The 14,775-nt window shown below is 61.8% G+C and carries 12 protein-coding genes and 1 pseudogene; 5 read left to right on the top strand and 8 right to left on the bottom strand.

Features of this window, described 5'->3' with window-relative positions:
- Positions 1 to 50 precede the first annotated feature (50 nt).
- The gene (locus tag ACVILI_RS28140) at positions 51 to 2,489 is read left to right on the top strand and encodes a GcvT family protein (protein ID WP_240564804.1); all 2,439 of its coding nucleotides are present in this window, start codon (positions 51 to 53) and stop codon (positions 2,487 to 2,489) included.
- Between the two features lie 26 nt (positions 2,490 to 2,515).
- Here the strand turns inward: ACVILI_RS28140 and ACVILI_RS28135 are convergent, their stop codons facing one another.
- Genes ACVILI_RS28135 through ACVILI_RS28125 form a run of 3 tightly spaced genes read right to left on the bottom strand, consistent with a single transcriptional unit; the run spans position 2,516 to position 6,628 of the window.
- Positions 2,516 to 4,810 (bottom strand): xanthine dehydrogenase family protein molybdopterin-binding subunit, encoded by a 2,295-nt coding sequence (locus ACVILI_RS28135; protein ID WP_240564803.1) that lies wholly within the window; start codon positions 4,808 to 4,810, stop codon positions 2,516 to 2,518.
- Entirely contained in the window at positions 4,803 to 6,167 is a 1,365-nt protein-coding gene (locus ACVILI_RS28130) for a c-type cytochrome (RefSeq protein WP_276315407.1), read from the bottom strand. The genes ACVILI_RS28135 and ACVILI_RS28130 overlap by 8 nt, the downstream gene beginning before the upstream one ends.
- 2 nt (positions 6,168 to 6,169) lie before the next feature.
- Positions 6,170 to 6,628 (bottom strand): (2Fe-2S)-binding protein, encoded by a 459-nt coding sequence (locus ACVILI_RS28125; RefSeq protein ID WP_038648859.1) that lies wholly within the window; start codon positions 6,626 to 6,628, stop codon positions 6,170 to 6,172.
- A 429-nt stretch (positions 6,629 to 7,057) separates the two neighbouring features.
- Here ACVILI_RS28125 and ACVILI_RS28120 point away from each other — a divergent pair, with 429 nt between their 5' ends.
- On the top strand, positions 7,058 to 7,807 hold the full coding sequence (locus tag ACVILI_RS28120; RefSeq protein ID WP_038648856.1) for a DUF4142 domain-containing protein: 750 nt from the start codon (positions 7,058 to 7,060) through the stop codon (positions 7,805 to 7,807).
- A gap of 25 nt (positions 7,808 to 7,832) precedes the next feature.
- Positions 7,833 to 8,435 (top strand): general stress protein, encoded by a 603-nt coding sequence (locus tag ACVILI_RS28115; protein WP_038648854.1) that lies wholly within the window; start codon positions 7,833 to 7,835, stop codon positions 8,433 to 8,435.
- Between the two features lie 53 nt (positions 8,436 to 8,488).
- Here ACVILI_RS28115 and ACVILI_RS28110 read toward each other — a convergent pair whose 3' ends face one another.
- The 3 genes and pseudogenes from ACVILI_RS28110 to ACVILI_RS28100 form a co-directional block, all read right to left on the bottom strand.
- A complete protein-coding gene (locus tag ACVILI_RS28110; RefSeq protein ID WP_441936417.1) occupies positions 8,489 to 9,655 on the bottom strand; it encodes an extracellular catalytic domain type 1 short-chain-length polyhydroxyalkanoate depolymerase in 1,167 nt (388 codons plus the stop codon).
- A gap of 136 nt (positions 9,656 to 9,791) precedes the next feature.
- Positions 9,792 to 10,025 (bottom strand): hypothetical protein, encoded by a 234-nt coding sequence (locus tag ACVILI_RS28105; RefSeq protein WP_027047260.1) that lies wholly within the window; start codon positions 10,023 to 10,025, stop codon positions 9,792 to 9,794.
- A 114-nt stretch (positions 10,026 to 10,139) separates the two neighbouring features.
- A pseudogene (locus tag ACVILI_RS28100) lies at positions 10,140 to 10,433 on the bottom strand (ATP-binding cassette domain-containing protein); the annotation flags it as partial.
- A gap of 207 nt (positions 10,434 to 10,640) precedes the next feature.
- Here ACVILI_RS28100 and ACVILI_RS28095 point away from each other — a divergent pair.
- Complete coding sequence (locus ACVILI_RS28095) at positions 10,641 to 11,474, top strand: IS5 family transposase (RefSeq protein ID WP_457102429.1); 834 nt, start codon at positions 10,641 to 10,643, stop codon at positions 11,472 to 11,474.
- Between the two features lie 338 nt (positions 11,475 to 11,812).
- Positions 11,813 to 12,283 (top strand): hypothetical protein, encoded by a 471-nt coding sequence (locus tag ACVILI_RS28090; RefSeq protein ID WP_457102675.1) that lies wholly within the window; start codon positions 11,813 to 11,815, stop codon positions 12,281 to 12,283.
- 520 nt (positions 12,284 to 12,803) lie between these two features.
- Here the strand turns inward: ACVILI_RS28090 and ACVILI_RS28085 are convergent.
- A complete protein-coding gene (locus ACVILI_RS28085) occupies positions 12,804 to 13,598 on the bottom strand; it encodes an ATP-binding cassette domain-containing protein (protein ID WP_240564801.1) in 795 nt (264 codons plus the stop codon).
- On the bottom strand, positions 13,598 to 14,695 hold the full coding sequence (locus ACVILI_RS28080; RefSeq protein ID WP_038648845.1) for an ABC transporter permease: 1,098 nt from the start codon (positions 14,693 to 14,695) through the stop codon (positions 13,598 to 13,600). The genes ACVILI_RS28085 and ACVILI_RS28080 overlap by 1 nt, the downstream gene beginning before the upstream one ends.
- Positions 14,696 to 14,775: the final 80 nt, after the last annotated feature.

The raw sequence follows: 14,775 nt of genomic DNA, 5'->3' as shown, positions 1-14,775 counted from the left end.
TCTGTAGCTTCGACGCTACAGATGGGAAATGACTGGGATTTGGTGGGTTGATGCAGACACATGCGCGGGTGGTGATTGTTGGCGGCGGGTGCGTCGGCGCGGGCATCCTCTACGGTCTGGCGAAGCGCGGCTGGACCGACATCGCGCTGCTCGAACGCACGCAGCTGACGGCCGGCTCGACCTGGCATGCGGCCGGCCTCGTCCCGTCCTATGCCCGCAACATCAATATTGGCCGGATGATCAACAAGACCATCGAGATCTATGAAGGGCTCGAGGCCGAGACCGGGCAGCCGGTCGGCTGGCACAAATGCGGCCAGCTGCGCATTGCCAATTCCAGGGACCGGCTCGACGAATACAAGAGCTATATGAGCGTGGCCGAGGTTCAGGGCATGCGGGCGCATTTGCTGTCGCCGGCGGAGGCGAGGGCGCTCTGCCCGCTTCTCGACAACAAGCAGATGCTGGGCGCGCTCTATCATCCCGATGACGGCCATATCGCGCCGGCCGACGTGACCCATGCCATGGCCAAGGGCGCGCGGGATCTGGGCGCCAAGATTTATCTGAACACCGAGGTCACCGGCTTTCAGCGAACCGCCGGCGGCGAATGGCGGGTCCAGACGAACAAGGGCGACATCATCTGCGAGCATGTGGTCTGCGCGACCGGCAATTACGCGCGCCAGACCGGCGCGCTGCTCGGCCTCGACATCCCCGCCATCCCGATCCTGCACCAGTACTGGATCACCGAGCCCGTGCCGGAGATCGTCGAGCGTAAAAAGCAGGGACGCGCGGAAATGCCGATCCTGCGCGACGAGGGTTTCGAAGGCTATCTGCGCGAGGAGGGCGACGGCTTCATGTTCGGGCCCTACGAGCGCACCGAACACCTCAAGCTGTTTGCCGAGGATGGCGTTCCAGCCTGGTTCGGCGCCGATCTCGTCGAAGAGGATTTCGAGGCGGTGTCGTGGAACTGGGAGCAGGCAACGCAGCTCGTGCCGGCGCTGGGACGCGCCGGGATCAAGGCCAATGTCCGTGGCCCCTTCCAGATGACGGCGGATGAGCTTCCCCTGATGGGGCCGGCCTGGGGCCTGCCCAATGTCTGGCTGGCCGAGGGCGTGCCGGGCGGCATATTGTGGGGCGGCACGATCGGTTATTATCTGTCGGAGCGGATCGTCGAGGGCGGCAACAGCCTCGACATCTCCGATCTCGATCCGCGCCGCTTCGGCGACTACGCCAACAAGGCCTGGACGCGCGAAAAGGTGCGCGAGGCCTGGGGCACGCATGCGGAGCAGAAATATCCGGGACAGGACATGCCCGCCGCCCGACCGCAGAAGACCGCACCGTCCTATGCGCGGCTGACCGGACTGGGTGCGGTCTGGGGCGTGCTCAACGGCTGGGAAATGCCCAACTGGTTCGCGCCCAAGGGCGTCGAGGCCAAGGACCAGTACAGCTGGCGCTGGACCGAAAAGGGCGTGTTCGTCGGCGAGGAGGTGCAGGCCGTGCGCAACGCCGTCGGCCTGGTCGAGATGACGCCGATGACCAAGTTCGAAGTGTCGGGGCCAGGTGCGGGCGCCTGGCTCGACAGGATTCTCGCCAACCGGTTGCCTGCGACCGGGCGGGCCGTTCTGGCGCATCACCTCACCGCCGCCGGTGGCGTGCAGGCGGAATATATGGTGGCGCGGCTTAGCGACGATAGTTTCTACCTGATTTCGACGCCGCGCGCCGAGCGCTGGAATTTCGACGATCTCACAAAACTGCTTCCCGCCGATGGCAGCGTCAGCCTGAAGAACGTCACCAACGAGCGCGGCTGCTTCACGGTCGTTGGGCCAAAGGCACGCGAAGTTCTACAGCCGCTCACCGAGATCGACCTGTCGAATGCGGGCTTTCCCTGGTTCGGCGTGAATACCGGCAGTGTGGCGCTTGCCAGCGACGTGCGGCTGTTGCGCGTCAACTACGAAGGCGAGCTCGGCTGGGAACTCTATCATCCCATGGCCTACCAGCGGCAATTGCTCGACGCGATGCTGGGAGAGGGCGAGAAGCATGGCATGCGCCTCGTCGGCCTGCATGCGCTGGAATCGCTGCGGCTGGAGAAATCCTACCGCGCCATGTATCGCGACATGAATCCCGAGCTCAACGCGCTGGAGAGCGGGCTTGAACGCTTCATCCGTCTCGACAAGGGCGATTTCGTCGGCCGCGACGCGGTCCTGAAATACAAGGCGAGGAACGATCAGCGCAGATCGGTGACGCTCAGAATAGAGACCGAAGGCGCCAGCACGCTCGCTTCCGAAGGTCTGTACATCGGCGGCGAGCTGGTCGGGCGCATCACGTCGGGCGGCTACGGCTACACGCTCGGACATGATGTGGCGCTGGCGCTGCTGCCGGAACGTCTCGGCACGCCCGGCACGAGGCTCGACGTCGCGATCCTGGGAGAATGGAAGACCGCTGAGGTCATCGCGGATTCGCCCTATGATCCCACCTCGGCCAGGGCGCGGATGTAGCGCGCCCGCCATGAAGCGTTGATGCCTCAAACCGCCAGCGAATAGCCCAGATCGCGCAATGGCAGCTGGCGCACGCGTTCTCCGGTGGCGGCGAAGATGGCGTTGCCAAGGGCTGGCGCCAGCGCCGGGAAGGCGGGTTCGCCCATGCCGGTCGGCGGATTGTCCGACTGGATGAAATAAGGATCGATGGTCATCGGCGCGAAGGGCATGCGCAGGATCGGATAGGCGTTGTAGTTCTGCTCCTGTATCAGGCCATTTTCGATGTTGATCTTGAGCCCCATGGCGGTCGAGAGCGCGTCGGTCGACGCGCCCTGCGCCTGGGCTTCGGATCCGGCCATGTCGATGATCGGGCCGACATCGAGCACCACCAGGATGCGTGCGATCTTGATCCGCTTGTTGGCGTCCACGCTGAGTTCGACCGCCTGCGCGACATGGCCGGCATGGGAATAACACCAGGCCAGGCCCAGTCCGCTGCCCTTCGGCAGCGTCTTGCCCCAGCCAGCCTTGTCGGCGCACATCTTGATCACGCCGGTGGCCCGGCTGGGGCTGAAGTTGACGGTTCTGTCCTTGGGCACCAGTTCAGGCACGTCGCGGTTCACCGCGTCGAGAAGGAATTCGACATGGTCGCGACCCGATGCAAGCGACAGTTCATGCATGAAGCTTTGCGCGGCGAAGACCTGGGCATTGTCGCCCGGCGCGCGCCAGGCGCCGGTGGGGATCCTCAGCGGGAACATGGTCTTGGCGCGGCGCAGGTTCGGCGCCTTGATCGAGTATCTCAGATTGTCGGTAAGGTTGGCGCCTGAAGCCTCTTTCTTCCCGTCGGCGGTGAAGGTGATGAAGTGTTCCTGCCAGGCGTCGAGCCTGCCCCCCTTGTCGATCGCGCCCTTGAACTGGTGGTAACCGGCGGGCCGGTAGAAGTCGTGGGCGAAATCGTCTTCGCGGGTCCACTGCAGCTTGACCGGGTCCTTGACCCTTTTGGCGATGGCTGCTGCCTCGCAGGCATAGTCGTTGACCAGCCGCCGCCCGAAACCGCCACCGACCCGGGTCTGGTGCATCACCACTTTTTCCGGCGCAATGCCTGCCACCTTGGCGACTATCGGCAAGCCCCGATCGGGTTGCTGGGTGGGCACCCACATTTCCATCACCCCGTCATGCCAATGCGCGGTGGTGTTCATCGGCTCCAGCGGCACATGCGCGGCGAAGGGATATTCGTAGTAGGCCTCCACGGTCTTGGCGGCATTGGCGAAGGATTTGTCGACGTCACCGATGTTGTCGTCGGGCTTTTGCGGGAAATTGGCCGCCTGCTTTCTGGCCTCGGCAGAGAATTGCGACGTCGAGTCCTTTGAAGCTTCGCTCAGATCCCAATCCACCTGAAGCTTGTCCTTGGCCTGGAACGCGCTCCAGGTATCCCTGGCGATGATGGCGACGCCCGGCATCACTTCGACCATCATGCCGGTGCCGTCCACAGCGAAAGCGTCGAGGACCCCGTGCAGGGCCTTGATCTCGTTCGCATTGAAGGACCTGACCTTGCCGCTGGCAGCCGGACATTTGGTGTAGGTGGCATAGACCATGCCGGGAAGCTGGACATCGATGCCGAACAACGGCTGGCCGCTGACCACCTTGGGATCGTCGACGCCGCGATAGCGCTTGCCGATCAGGCGGTAGTCGGCGCGGCTCTTAAGCTTCAGGCTCTTGGGATCGGGCACGGGCATTTTCGCGGCGGCGACGGCAAGCGACCCATAGGTCGCGGACCTGCCGCTGGCGGCATGGGTCAAGACGGAATCCCTGGCGGTAATCTGCGAGGAATCCACCGCCCATTGCCCGGCGGCCACGGCGACCAGCATCGCCTTGGCACCGGCACCGGCCTGGCGCAGCTGGTCCCATGCATGCGGGATGGAGGTCGAGCCGCCAGCGCCCTGGCTGCCATAGACCTTGGGATTGATATCGGCCTGTTCCATGACGACATGGTTCCAGTCGGCGTCGAGTTCGTCGGCAATGATCACGCCGAAAGAGGTCTTGATGCCCTGGCCGATCTCCGGGCATTTGGAATAGATGGTGATCGTGTTGTCCGGAGCGATACGGATGAAGGCGTTCATCGCCTGGTCCTTGCCATCAGGCTCATCGACGTTCGCCGTTTCGGCGGCGAACGCTGTACCTCCCAGACGGAACCCCAGCACCAGCCCTGCGGCGCTTGCGCCGGCCAGCTTGAAGAAGGTGCGCCGTCCCATGGTCAGCGACACCCCGGCTGGCGGCACCGAACGGACCTCGCGTATCAGTGCCGAGAGGTAGGCGTCGGATTGGGCAAACTGTGTGTCAGCCATTGGGTGCCTCCTTGGATTGCTGCGCCGCCTGCTGTCGCAAAGCGCTCACATCCTTGCCTGTTAAGTCAGCGCCTTTGGCGCCGAACCGAGCGGTGACGTAGTTGGCCACCGCCGCGATGTCGTCGTCCGAATAGCCAGCGCCAAAGTCCGGCATGAAGATCCTGCCGTCGGTGGTCTTGCGGTTGACGCCGTTGATGACGGTCTGCGCCACATTGGTGGCGCTGGGGTCGTTCACCGCGCGCACGCCGGTCAGCGTGGCAAAGCCGGTGACCGGGCTGACACCGGTCCAGTCGTGGCAGGAGGCGCAGGCGCCGGCGAAGATCTTTTCGCCCCGCGAATTGGCATCCGCCGCCACGCCTTCCCTGTACGAGGCAGGTGCTGCGGTGGTGACGGTGCGCGGCAGGTCGCTCGCATGGGCGGGGATGCTGCGCAGATAGGTCACCAGGGCACGGGTGTCGTCCGGCACGAGATAGCTCAGACTGTCGTCGGCGGCTTCACCCATCGGGCCGGCGGCGCCGCCATGACCCTTGGCATGACCGGTGGACAGATAGGAAGTGAGATCCTCGTCGCTCCAGTCGCCGAGGCCGGAAACGTTGTCGCCGGTGATGTTGTAAGCGCGCCAGCCGGCGGTAAGGGTGCCGGCGAATTTGCCATGATTGTCCAGCGCAAAGGCCAAATTGCGCGGAGTATGACATTCGCCGCAATGGCCCATCGCTTCGGCAAGATAGGCGCCCCGGTTCCATTGCGGGCTCTCACTGGTGTTGGGGCGGAAGCGTTCATCGGGATTGAACATGACGTTCCAGAGCGCCAGCAGGCTGCGCTGGCTGAAGGGCCAGGAAAGCTGGTTTTGCCTGGCCGGGGCATTCACCGGCGCCAGCGTGAAGAGATAGGCCTTGATGGCCAGCGCGTCGGCATCCGTCATGTAGGTGTAGGAGCTGTAGGGCATGGCGGGATAGAGTTTCGCGCCGTCGGCGCGAATGCCCTTGTGCACGGCCGCGAGAAACTGGGTGTCGGTATAGTTGCCGATGCCGGTCTGCTTGTCCGGCGTGATGTTGGTCGAATAGATCGTGCCGAACGGCATGTTGAAGGCGAACCCGCCCGCAAAGGGCGCGCCGCCCGGAGCGGTATGGCAGGCCTGGCAGTCCGCCGCATGGGTCAGATATTCGCCGCGCTTCACCAGATCGGCGCTGGCAAGCTGAGCGGGGACGCCGGTGACATCGGCGCCATGGTAATCCGCCAACGCCACGGTCGAGCCGCCGGCAAAGGACATCGGATCGCGGCCGAGATAAAGCCAGCCCGCGAAACCAAGTGCGACGACGACGATGACCGCAACGACGATGCCGATGATTTTCTTCATGGTCAGGCCGATTTGGCGGCGGCGTTCTTGATGGCCCGGCGGATGCGGATATAGGTCCCGCAGCGGCAGAGATTGCCCGCCATGGCGGCGTCGATGTCGTCATCGTCGGGCTGCGGGTTCGCGTCCAGCAGCGCCGTGGCCGACATGATCTGGCCGGCCTGGCAATAGCCGCATTGCGGAACCGAGGCTTCCATCCAGGCCTTCTGCACCTTGGCGCCGTTGGGCGTGCTGCCGATCCCTTCTATCGTGACGATGGCGCGGGTGCCGACATCGCCGACGGTCAACTGGCAGGAGCGCACCGGCTTGCCGGCCACATGCACCGTGCACACGCCGCATTGGGCGATGCCGCAGCCATATTTGGTGCCGACGAGGCTGAGATGGTCGCGCAGCACCCACAGAAGCGGCATGTCTTCCGGCACATCGACGTCTCGCGACTGTCCGTTGATTGTAAGCGTGAGCATGTGTCCATCCCTGGCTGACGGCGTAATCGATCGAACGACAGATTTGCTCGTCAAAATGATAGGGGAGGGATGGCCGGCAAGTAGGGAACGGATCGTACACATTTCCGGCATCGCCGCTGCCGGGCGGCCGAGCAGAAGCAGAGGGTTGGCTTCGTCAGTCGCGGTTCTTTTGCTATCCCGTGCCGCGCGTCTCCGGCCCACTTCGCCAGTTCCCGTTTCAGGCCCACCAGAGCTGATACCAATGGAAGAAGGGGACCGTTAGTAAAAATCGTGCGCCAACCAGTTTCGCACACGTCAATTTCAGTGCCCCGCGCCCTCGTTAGATAAAACCAAAGCCGGCCACCGCCGGATAATCTCCGGTCGCCCGGAACAAAGCTGACTGGCGCAGGTTAGGTCCCCAGCACATGTGTGCATGAAAGGATCCTTCCCATGAAAACGCGCCTACTTCTGGCCTCACTGGCCACAGCTACAGCCATGGCTTTTGCCTTGCCCGCGCTTGCCGCCGACAGCGCACAGGACTTCGTCGACAAGGCCGCGGCCGGCGGCATGTTCGAGGTCGATTCCAGCAAGCTTGCCGAAAGCAAGGTGCAGGATAAGAGCGTCAAGGATTTCGCCCGCAAGATGATCGACGATCACGGCACCGCCAACGCAAAGTTGGAAACAATCGCCGGCGAGCAGAAGCTGACGGTTCCGAAGGAGCTGGATGCCAAGCACAAGGGTGACGTCGACACTCTGCAGAACGGCAAGGATCCGATCGACGGCCCCTATGTGCAGATGCAGCGCGACGCGCATGCCGATGCCGTCAAGCTGTTCGAGAGTTACGCCAAGGACGGCGACAACGTCGAGCTGAAGACATTCGCCCAGCAGACCGTGCCGACGCTCAAGATGCACCAGGAGATGATCGAAAAGATCGCGGCGACCATGGGCACCCAGTCGTCAAGCTCGCAGACGCCAAAGGTCACGGTTGGTGACAAGCCCGAGCAAGCTCCTCCGCTTCCCGGTGCAAACAGCTTCACCGAAGACCAGGCGAAGGGCCGCATCCAGGATGCCGGTTTCGCCGATGTGTCAAAGCTGACCAAGGACGACCAGGGCATCTGGCGTGGCCAGGCCAACAAGGACGGCAAGAACACCACCGTGGCGCTGGACTACAAGGGCAACGTCGTTGCCGGCACCAACTGAAACTAAGATCCAGGAGATCGAAATCATGAAGACCGTAACCGGACTGTTCGACAATTATGACGATGCTTCCGACGCCGTCGGTGAATTGGAAGCCAGCGGTGTGCCGCATGACGATATCAGCATTGTTTCCAGCAATGCCGACAATCAGCACGACGATGACGGCTCCAAGGCTGCGGATGACGCCGCCGGCGGCGCAGGACTGGGAGCAGCGATCGGCGGTGCCGGTGGACTGCTCGCCGGACTTGGCCTGATGGCTATTCCCGGCGTTGGTCCCGTGGTGGCTGCCGGATGGTTGGCTGCCACTGCGGTTGGAGCCGTTGGCGGCGCGGTGGTTGGCGGCGCGGCTGGCGGCATCGTCGGGGCGCTCACCGATTCCGGTATCCCCGAGAATGATGCCCACGTCTACGCCGAGGGCGTGCGTCGCGGCGGCACGCTGGTCACTGCCAAGGTCGATGATCAGATGGTGCCGGCGGCCGAAAGGATCCTGGGCCAGGCTAAGTCCGTCAACCTCCAGGAACGGCGTGGCGAATACCAGGCCGACGGTTGGACCGGCTTCGATCCGGACGCGGAGAATTACCGCTCGAACGAAATCGGCCGCGACGGCGCTCGCGACGTGAACCGAGTTTGATCGACAGGGCCTCGCTGCCGAAAGGCGGCGGGGCCTTTCTGCCGAAGCTTGGGTTAGCGCATCAAGCCGGCCGCACGAAGCGCATCTTCAATGACCTTGCCAACGCCTGTAGCAGAAGCGCGTGAACCATCGGCCTCCGGTTGTTCGACAGGTTCCACACGCGCTGGCCTCGGCCTTTCCGGCGCAACATAGGTGCGCAAGGCCGCAGCTGCCGTGGGATGCGTCGCCGTAGCGTCAACCGTCGCCTCGCTTCGGGCATCGGCGCCTGCGAGATTCCAAAAAGCCGCCATGCGTCTCGTCGACGATATTCCAACATCCAGCATGAACGGCGCTGCGTGGCCCAAACCGTCCGGTCCCACCGTGTTCAAGGGGGTGCCATGGCCCATGCCGGCAATGGTGTATTTTTCGATCACCTCATTGCCATCGGCGTCGCACCAGACCTGCCGCGTTTGCCCGTCGACAGTCTCCGTTCGACCATGGCCCGCATCGACGCGGTGAACGCCTTGCCATTGGGCGACAAGGGCATCCGCGTTGGACGGCGCCACCGTGCGATCGGCCGTGCCCTGCCAGATCGAAATCTTCGGCCAACGCCCTTTGTGCGATGACGCCTGCACCAGGCGCCGCTGGAGTTCCGACTTAGTCGGGCCACCATGCCCGCGCATGCGATCGAACGCTTCCGGAATCGTCGATGCGCTGCCATAGGCAAGGCCCGCAATGATCGCGCCGCCGGCGAACACGTCCGGATAGGTTGCCAGCATTGCCGCTGCCATGGCGCCGCCCGCTGAAAGACCGGTGATGAAAATGCGCTCTCGGTCCAGGCCATGCTTCGTCACCATGGCTTCGATCATCCGGCGGATGGAAAGCGCTTCACCGCGATCGCGGGTTACATCTTCGGGCACGAACCAGTTGAAGCAGAGATTGGCATTGTTGGCTCGCTGCTGTTCGGGGAACAACACCGCAAACCCTTCTTCGGCCGCCAGACGCGACCAGCCAGCGCTGTGATCGTAGCCCGCCGCGGTCTGCGTGCAGCCGTGCAGGACGACAACCAAGGCTGCTCCCCTCGGCAAGTCCTCGGGTGCGTACAAACGCGCCCGCAGGGCACCCGGATTGGATCCGAACTCGGCGAGATCGGACAGACTGTCGGGGTGGTTTTGTTGGGAAAATGCCGTCCTGCCTCGCATGGCCGAAAGGCGAGCGATCGTATCTGAGATATTCCGCAAATCGAAATCCTAGCCGCCGGAGTGGCGGAAGCCCGAGCACAATGCACTTGCAGCAACATCGTTGCTGCACTGCACAATAACAAGCTTACGCAGGGGTAGGTGAGAGGCGGATGCTCCGTTCGAGGCCGTTCCGATTCTACTGGTCCGAAAAACTCACGCTCACGCCGCGCTGGCGAAAATAGGCCTGCATCAATTTGCGGCCCGAGCGGTTGTTTTGCGCCAACTTGGCCGGATCGAACACAGCCTGTTTCATCCCCTCGCGTGTCAGCGCGGCCTTGAGCGTCGCGATATGTGCGTCGATGTCGGCATTGTCCGCCCGAAGCGATGCATAGATATTCTCGGTCGCCTCGGCCACGGTCAGTTCGCTCACAGCTGTCGTCCTCTTGTTGATTGGGCGGCGGCTTAGCACAGATTCGCGGCGCCGCCGATACCGATGCGTAGCGGCCAGACTGGTCAGCCACACGGATCCGATCGGCGCCGCGCCCTAGGCCGGGCTGCTCCTGGCCGATTTGGCCAGTTCCTGCTCCAGATCCACCAGTTCCTTGCCGCCTGCCATCAGGTTGAGCAGCTGGTCGCGGGTGATTTCGCCCTTGGCGTAGGTGCCGGTGCTCCGACCTCGCTTCAACAGCGTGAAGCGGTCGCCGACGACATAGGCGTGATGGACGTTGTGGGAAATGAAGATGACGCCGATGCCGCGCGCCTTAGACTGCACGATGAGCTTCAGCACCACCGATGCCTGGTGGACACCCAGCGCCTCCGCGCGGATCAAGACGGCCGCCGTCTTGCGAAAAATATAAACTCGATCTAATTTAGTAGATAATAATATCTGGCGGCGCTTTCTAAGTGGTGACGAGGGGCGATATGATTACGAAGAGTCGGATTTTGGCTGGCCTCAGTTCCATCTCAGAGACTGCCTCAAAAAGAAGTGGGTGATTTCAATAGGTTGTGATTCCGTCGGATTTGCAAAGATTCGATGGAGCTCACGATGGCCTGGACTGAAATCACCCGTCGGCACTATGCCCGGCGCGCGACCCGTTATGCAAGCGATCTGACGGATCGTGAATGGAGCCTGGTGCAGCCCTTTCTGCCAGCGGCGCGACGTGTCGGGCGTCCCCGCACCACAGATTTGCGAGAGGTGTTGAACGCGCTGCTCTACATCGCCTCGACGGGTTGCCAGTGGCGTATGCTGCCGAAGGATTTCCCGCCCTGTTCAACCGTTCAGCGTTATTTCTACGAATGGAGAGCAACGGGTCTGTGGAGCCGGATCAACCATCATCTCGTGATGGAAGCACGCGAGTTGGAAGGCAAAGAGGCCAGCCCGACGGCAGGCGTCATAGACAGCCAGAGCGTGAAAACCACCGAAAGCGGCGGCATTCGGGGTTATGATGCCGGAAAAAAGATCAAGGGACGCAAACGTCACATCCTTGTCGACACGCTCGGCCTGATGGTCGGTCTCATGGTCCATACCGCTGACATTCAGGACAGGGACGGTGCTCCGGACCTCTTGAAATCCATCCGCCAAAGATGGCCTTGGCTGCTGCATGTCTTTGCCGATGGCGGCTACGCGGGTGACAAGCTGAAAAGGCGACTGCGGAAAATCGGGCACTGGACACTGGAAATCATCAAGCGATCCGACAAGGCAAAGGGCTTCGAGGTTCTACCGCGCAGATGGGTCGTTGAACGGACCTTCGCATGGCTCGGCAGATGCAGAAGGCTGGCGAAGGACTTCGAGAAATCCGTCGCTTCCGCCGAGGCGTGGATCATGATCGCCCACATACGCCTCATCACGCGCCGTCTCTCAAGATATTGCTATCATTGACCTCTTTTCGAGTCCGACTCTCAGTACTGGTGTCTGCCTGCGGGATCAGGGTTCCTGACATCCAAGAGTTTGGAGATTCTGACGCGCAAAGCCAAATGGTTCAATCGATAGTTCATAATATAAATTGCGAATTGCGTGACTCTTTTTCAGAAATATATTCGAAGAGATCTAGAACATATTTTGATGACTGGGGCGTTCAGTCGCTTTTAAGTCTTACAATAGCGGAGAAAGTGAGTGTTTCCCCGTCGGCTAATTGGATGCCTCACGGCCCTGTATCCACCGTCTTCAACCTCTCCGGAGGCGGTTCTCTGTCATCGGAGGCAACGCGGATTGATAAATTGAATACCTTCAATACCGTAAAGGAGCTTCGAGACATGGGGCCTTGCGATAGCAAAGGACGGCCTGGTGGCTTCATGCTCATGCAGAGCGATCTAAAACTTCGCGATTGGCTGTATGACACCCTTGCAGTGCAAGAGACCAGACAAGGGAATTTCGATGACAAAGCACTGACAAAGGATGTGGTGTTTCATGAAATAAAATTTGTCGTCAGCTCAACCGGGGAGGTGTCGCCCGCATGGAAGCTGACGCGTGCCACGATCAACAATACCGGCACATTGTTCTCGACAAATCGAGATCGAACACATGATCTTCAGATCACCCTCGGGCCTACCGATCGCCAAGACCCTGGGCCTGGAAAAGTGAAGCCTCGAGGCCCACCGAGGCCAGGCTTCACAGCTGCCAATACCGCTCTGTCGGGTGATATCGCGGCATCCGTAGCAAGTGGGATCAAACGTGGGCTTGAACAATAATGGGAGGAAGTCTTGGCACCTCGTGCGCGTGATAAACATTCAGCAAAGCAAGCTGACAAATTGGCTCTTCGTAAGGCTGTCTCACAGGCTGTCGCCGATCGGGCTCAATACGCGTGCACCCATGGACAAGGGAAATGTTTGAGATGGGAATGGGATGACGCAGATCAGTATTGGACAATCCCGGCAGGAACATGTGACTGCAATACTTGTACGCATTTCCTCGATCAAGACGCGCATGCGCTAACTTTGGCGTCTCTCCTGAAGAATGTTAAAATGGCGGGCAAGTAGTGTTTCTCGAGGCCTATGCTGAGATTTTACGGCGTGCGTGGTAGCAGTGCCAAAAATGCTGCCAAGAGTACGTTAGACGAAGTTTTCATGCGGCGGGCACCGAAGAGACGATGAGCATATAAGACTGCTGAGCGGGTTGATGCCCACTAAGCAGCCCTACGGCTTCATAAGTCAGTGCGGGACCTCTAGGAAGGTTCTGTGCGCCAGCTAATTTCTTTGATCTTTTGCTCTACTAAATGGCGCTGTTCTTGGCCGGCTTCGCCAGTTCCTGCTCCAGATCCACCAGTTCCTTGCCGCCTGCCATCAGGTTGAGCAACTGGTCGCGGGTGATTTCGCCCTTGGCGTAGGTGCCGGTGCTCCGACCTCGCTTCAACAGCGTGAAGCGGTCGCCGACGACATAGGCGTGATGGACGTTGTGGGAAATGAAGATGACGCCGATGCCGCGCGCCTTGGACTGCACGATGAGTTTCAGCACCACCGATGCCTGGTGGACACCCAGCGCCGAGGTCGGCTCGTCCAGGATCAGCACCTTGGCGCCGAAATAGACGGCGCGCGCTATAGCCAGGCATTGCCGTTCACCGCCCGACAGCGTGCCGACCGGCTGTTCGGGGTCGCGCAGTTGGATGCCCATCGCCGACATTTCGTCATAGGCGGTGCGGTTGGCGAATTCGGCGTCGAACTGGCTGATCGGCCCGAATTTGCGCATCGGCTCTCGCCCGAGGAAGAAGTTGCGCGCCACGCTCATCAGCGGCACCAGCGCCAGGTCCTGGTAGACGGTCGCGATGCCGCTGTCGCGCGTATCGGCGGGCGAGGCGAACCGCGTCGGCTTGCCCTGCACGCGGATTTCGCCTTCGTCCGGCGTGTAGACGCCCGACAGGGTCTTGATCAGCGTCGACTTGCCGGCGCCATTGTCGCCGAGCAGGCAATGCACCTCGCCGGGGCAGACATCGAAGGACACGTCCTTCAGCGCCACGACTGAGCCGAAATATTTGCTGACCGATTTCAGTTCGACATAGGGCTCGGCCATCACCGGCTCCTCATGGCGCGGTTGCGCACATAGCTGTTGAACAGTACCGCGATGACCATCATGGCGCCCATGAACAGCTTGAACCAGTCGGTGTCGATGCCGGTGTAGAAGATGCCCATCTGAACCACGCCGAAGATGAGGGCGCCGAACATGGCGCCGATGGCTGACCCGTAGCCACCGGTGAGCAGCGTGCCGCCGATGACGACGGCGATGATGGCCTCGAATTCCTTTTGCGTGCCGCGCAGCGTGTCGGCGGAGCCGGTGACCAGCACCTGGATCGCCGCGAACAGGGCGGCCGCGAGTGCCGTCATGACGAACAGCGTGATCTTGGTGCGCGCCACCGGCACGCCGAGATTGCGCGCGGCATTGGCTTCGCCGCCGGCGGCGAAAATCCAGTTGCCGAAGCGGCTCCGCGTCAAGAGCCAGGTGCAGGCCAGTGTCAGCACGATCCACCACACGATCGACACCGGAATGCCTGATATCGACGGCATTCCGTCCGCCCGCTTGCCGATCAGGCCGAAGTCGGCCAACCAGGCGATCAGGCCTGAGAATACCTGGCCAGAGAACAGGCTGTTGAGCGGATCGTTCTGCGCCAGCTCGTGCACGCCCGACACCTGGGTCCGCCCTGAAATGCCGCGCGTGAGGCCAAGAGTGAGGCCGCGCAGCATGAACAGGCTGCCAAGCGTCACGATGAAGGAGGGCAGTCCGGTCCTGACGACGGCGAGTCCGTTCAGAGCGCCAATGCCGCCGCAGACGGCGAAGGTGAACAGCAGCGAAAGCCAGATCGGCCAGCCCCAGAACACGGCGGGGATGGCGATGAGGATGCCGGCAAAACCGATCATCGAGCCGACCGACAGATCGAACTCGCCGGCGATCATCAGCAAGGCCACGGGGGCGGCGAGAATGCCAAGCTGGGCCGAGACTTCGAGGAAGTTGACGATGCCCTTGGCGCTGAACAGTCCCGTGTTTCCCGCCGTGATGGCGAAGAACACGAAGACCAGCACGGTGCCGGCGGCCGCGCCAAGCTCCGGCCTGCTCAGCAGGCGGCTGAGGCGTGAGACGGACCGGACCCGCTCGTCGCGAATCTCTGAAACCATGGCTGCTTGCCCTTCACATAGAGCCGTTCACCGTTTCTCGGAAACGCCGAACAGGACTATCTCCTTGCCTTGACGCAATT

The organism is Mesorhizobium sp. USDA 4775 (assembly GCF_054062655.1).
Note: the sequence above shows the minus strand (reverse complement) of the source record. Positions and strands in the feature narration are given on the sequence as shown.

Excerpts from the sequence above, each read along its gene's own strand:
- ACVILI_RS28130 (WP_276315407.1), bottom strand. The coding sequence starts at position 6,167 with ATGAAGAAAATCATCGGCATCGTCGTTGCGGTCATCGTCGTCGTCGCA.
- ACVILI_RS28125 (WP_038648859.1), bottom strand. The coding sequence starts at position 6,628 with ATGCTCACGCTTACAATCAACGGACAGTCGCGAGACGTCGATGTGCCG.
- ACVILI_RS28120 (WP_038648856.1), top strand. The coding sequence starts at position 7,058 with ATGAAAACGCGCCTACTTCTGGCCTCACTGGCCACAGCTACAGCCATG.
- ACVILI_RS28095 (WP_457102429.1), top strand. The coding sequence starts at position 10,641 with ATGGCCTGGACTGAAATCACCCGTCGGCACTATGCCCGGCGCGCGACC.
- ACVILI_RS28115 (WP_038648854.1), top strand. The coding sequence starts at position 7,833 with ATGAAGACCGTAACCGGACTGTTCGACAATTATGACGATGCTTCCGAC.
- ACVILI_RS28085 (WP_240564801.1), bottom strand. The coding sequence starts at position 13,598 with ATGGCCGAGCCCTATGTCGAACTGAAATCGGTCAGCAAATATTTCGGC.
- ACVILI_RS28135 (WP_240564803.1), bottom strand. The coding sequence starts at position 4,810 with ATGGCTGACACACAGTTTGCCCAATCCGACGCCTACCTCTCGGCACTG.
- ACVILI_RS28140 (WP_240564804.1), top strand. The coding sequence starts at position 51 with ATGCAGACACATGCGCGGGTGGTGATTGTTGGCGGCGGGTGCGTCGGC.
- ACVILI_RS28080 (WP_038648845.1), bottom strand. The coding sequence starts at position 14,695 with ATGGTTTCAGAGATTCGCGACGAGCGGGTCCGGTCCGTCTCACGCCTC.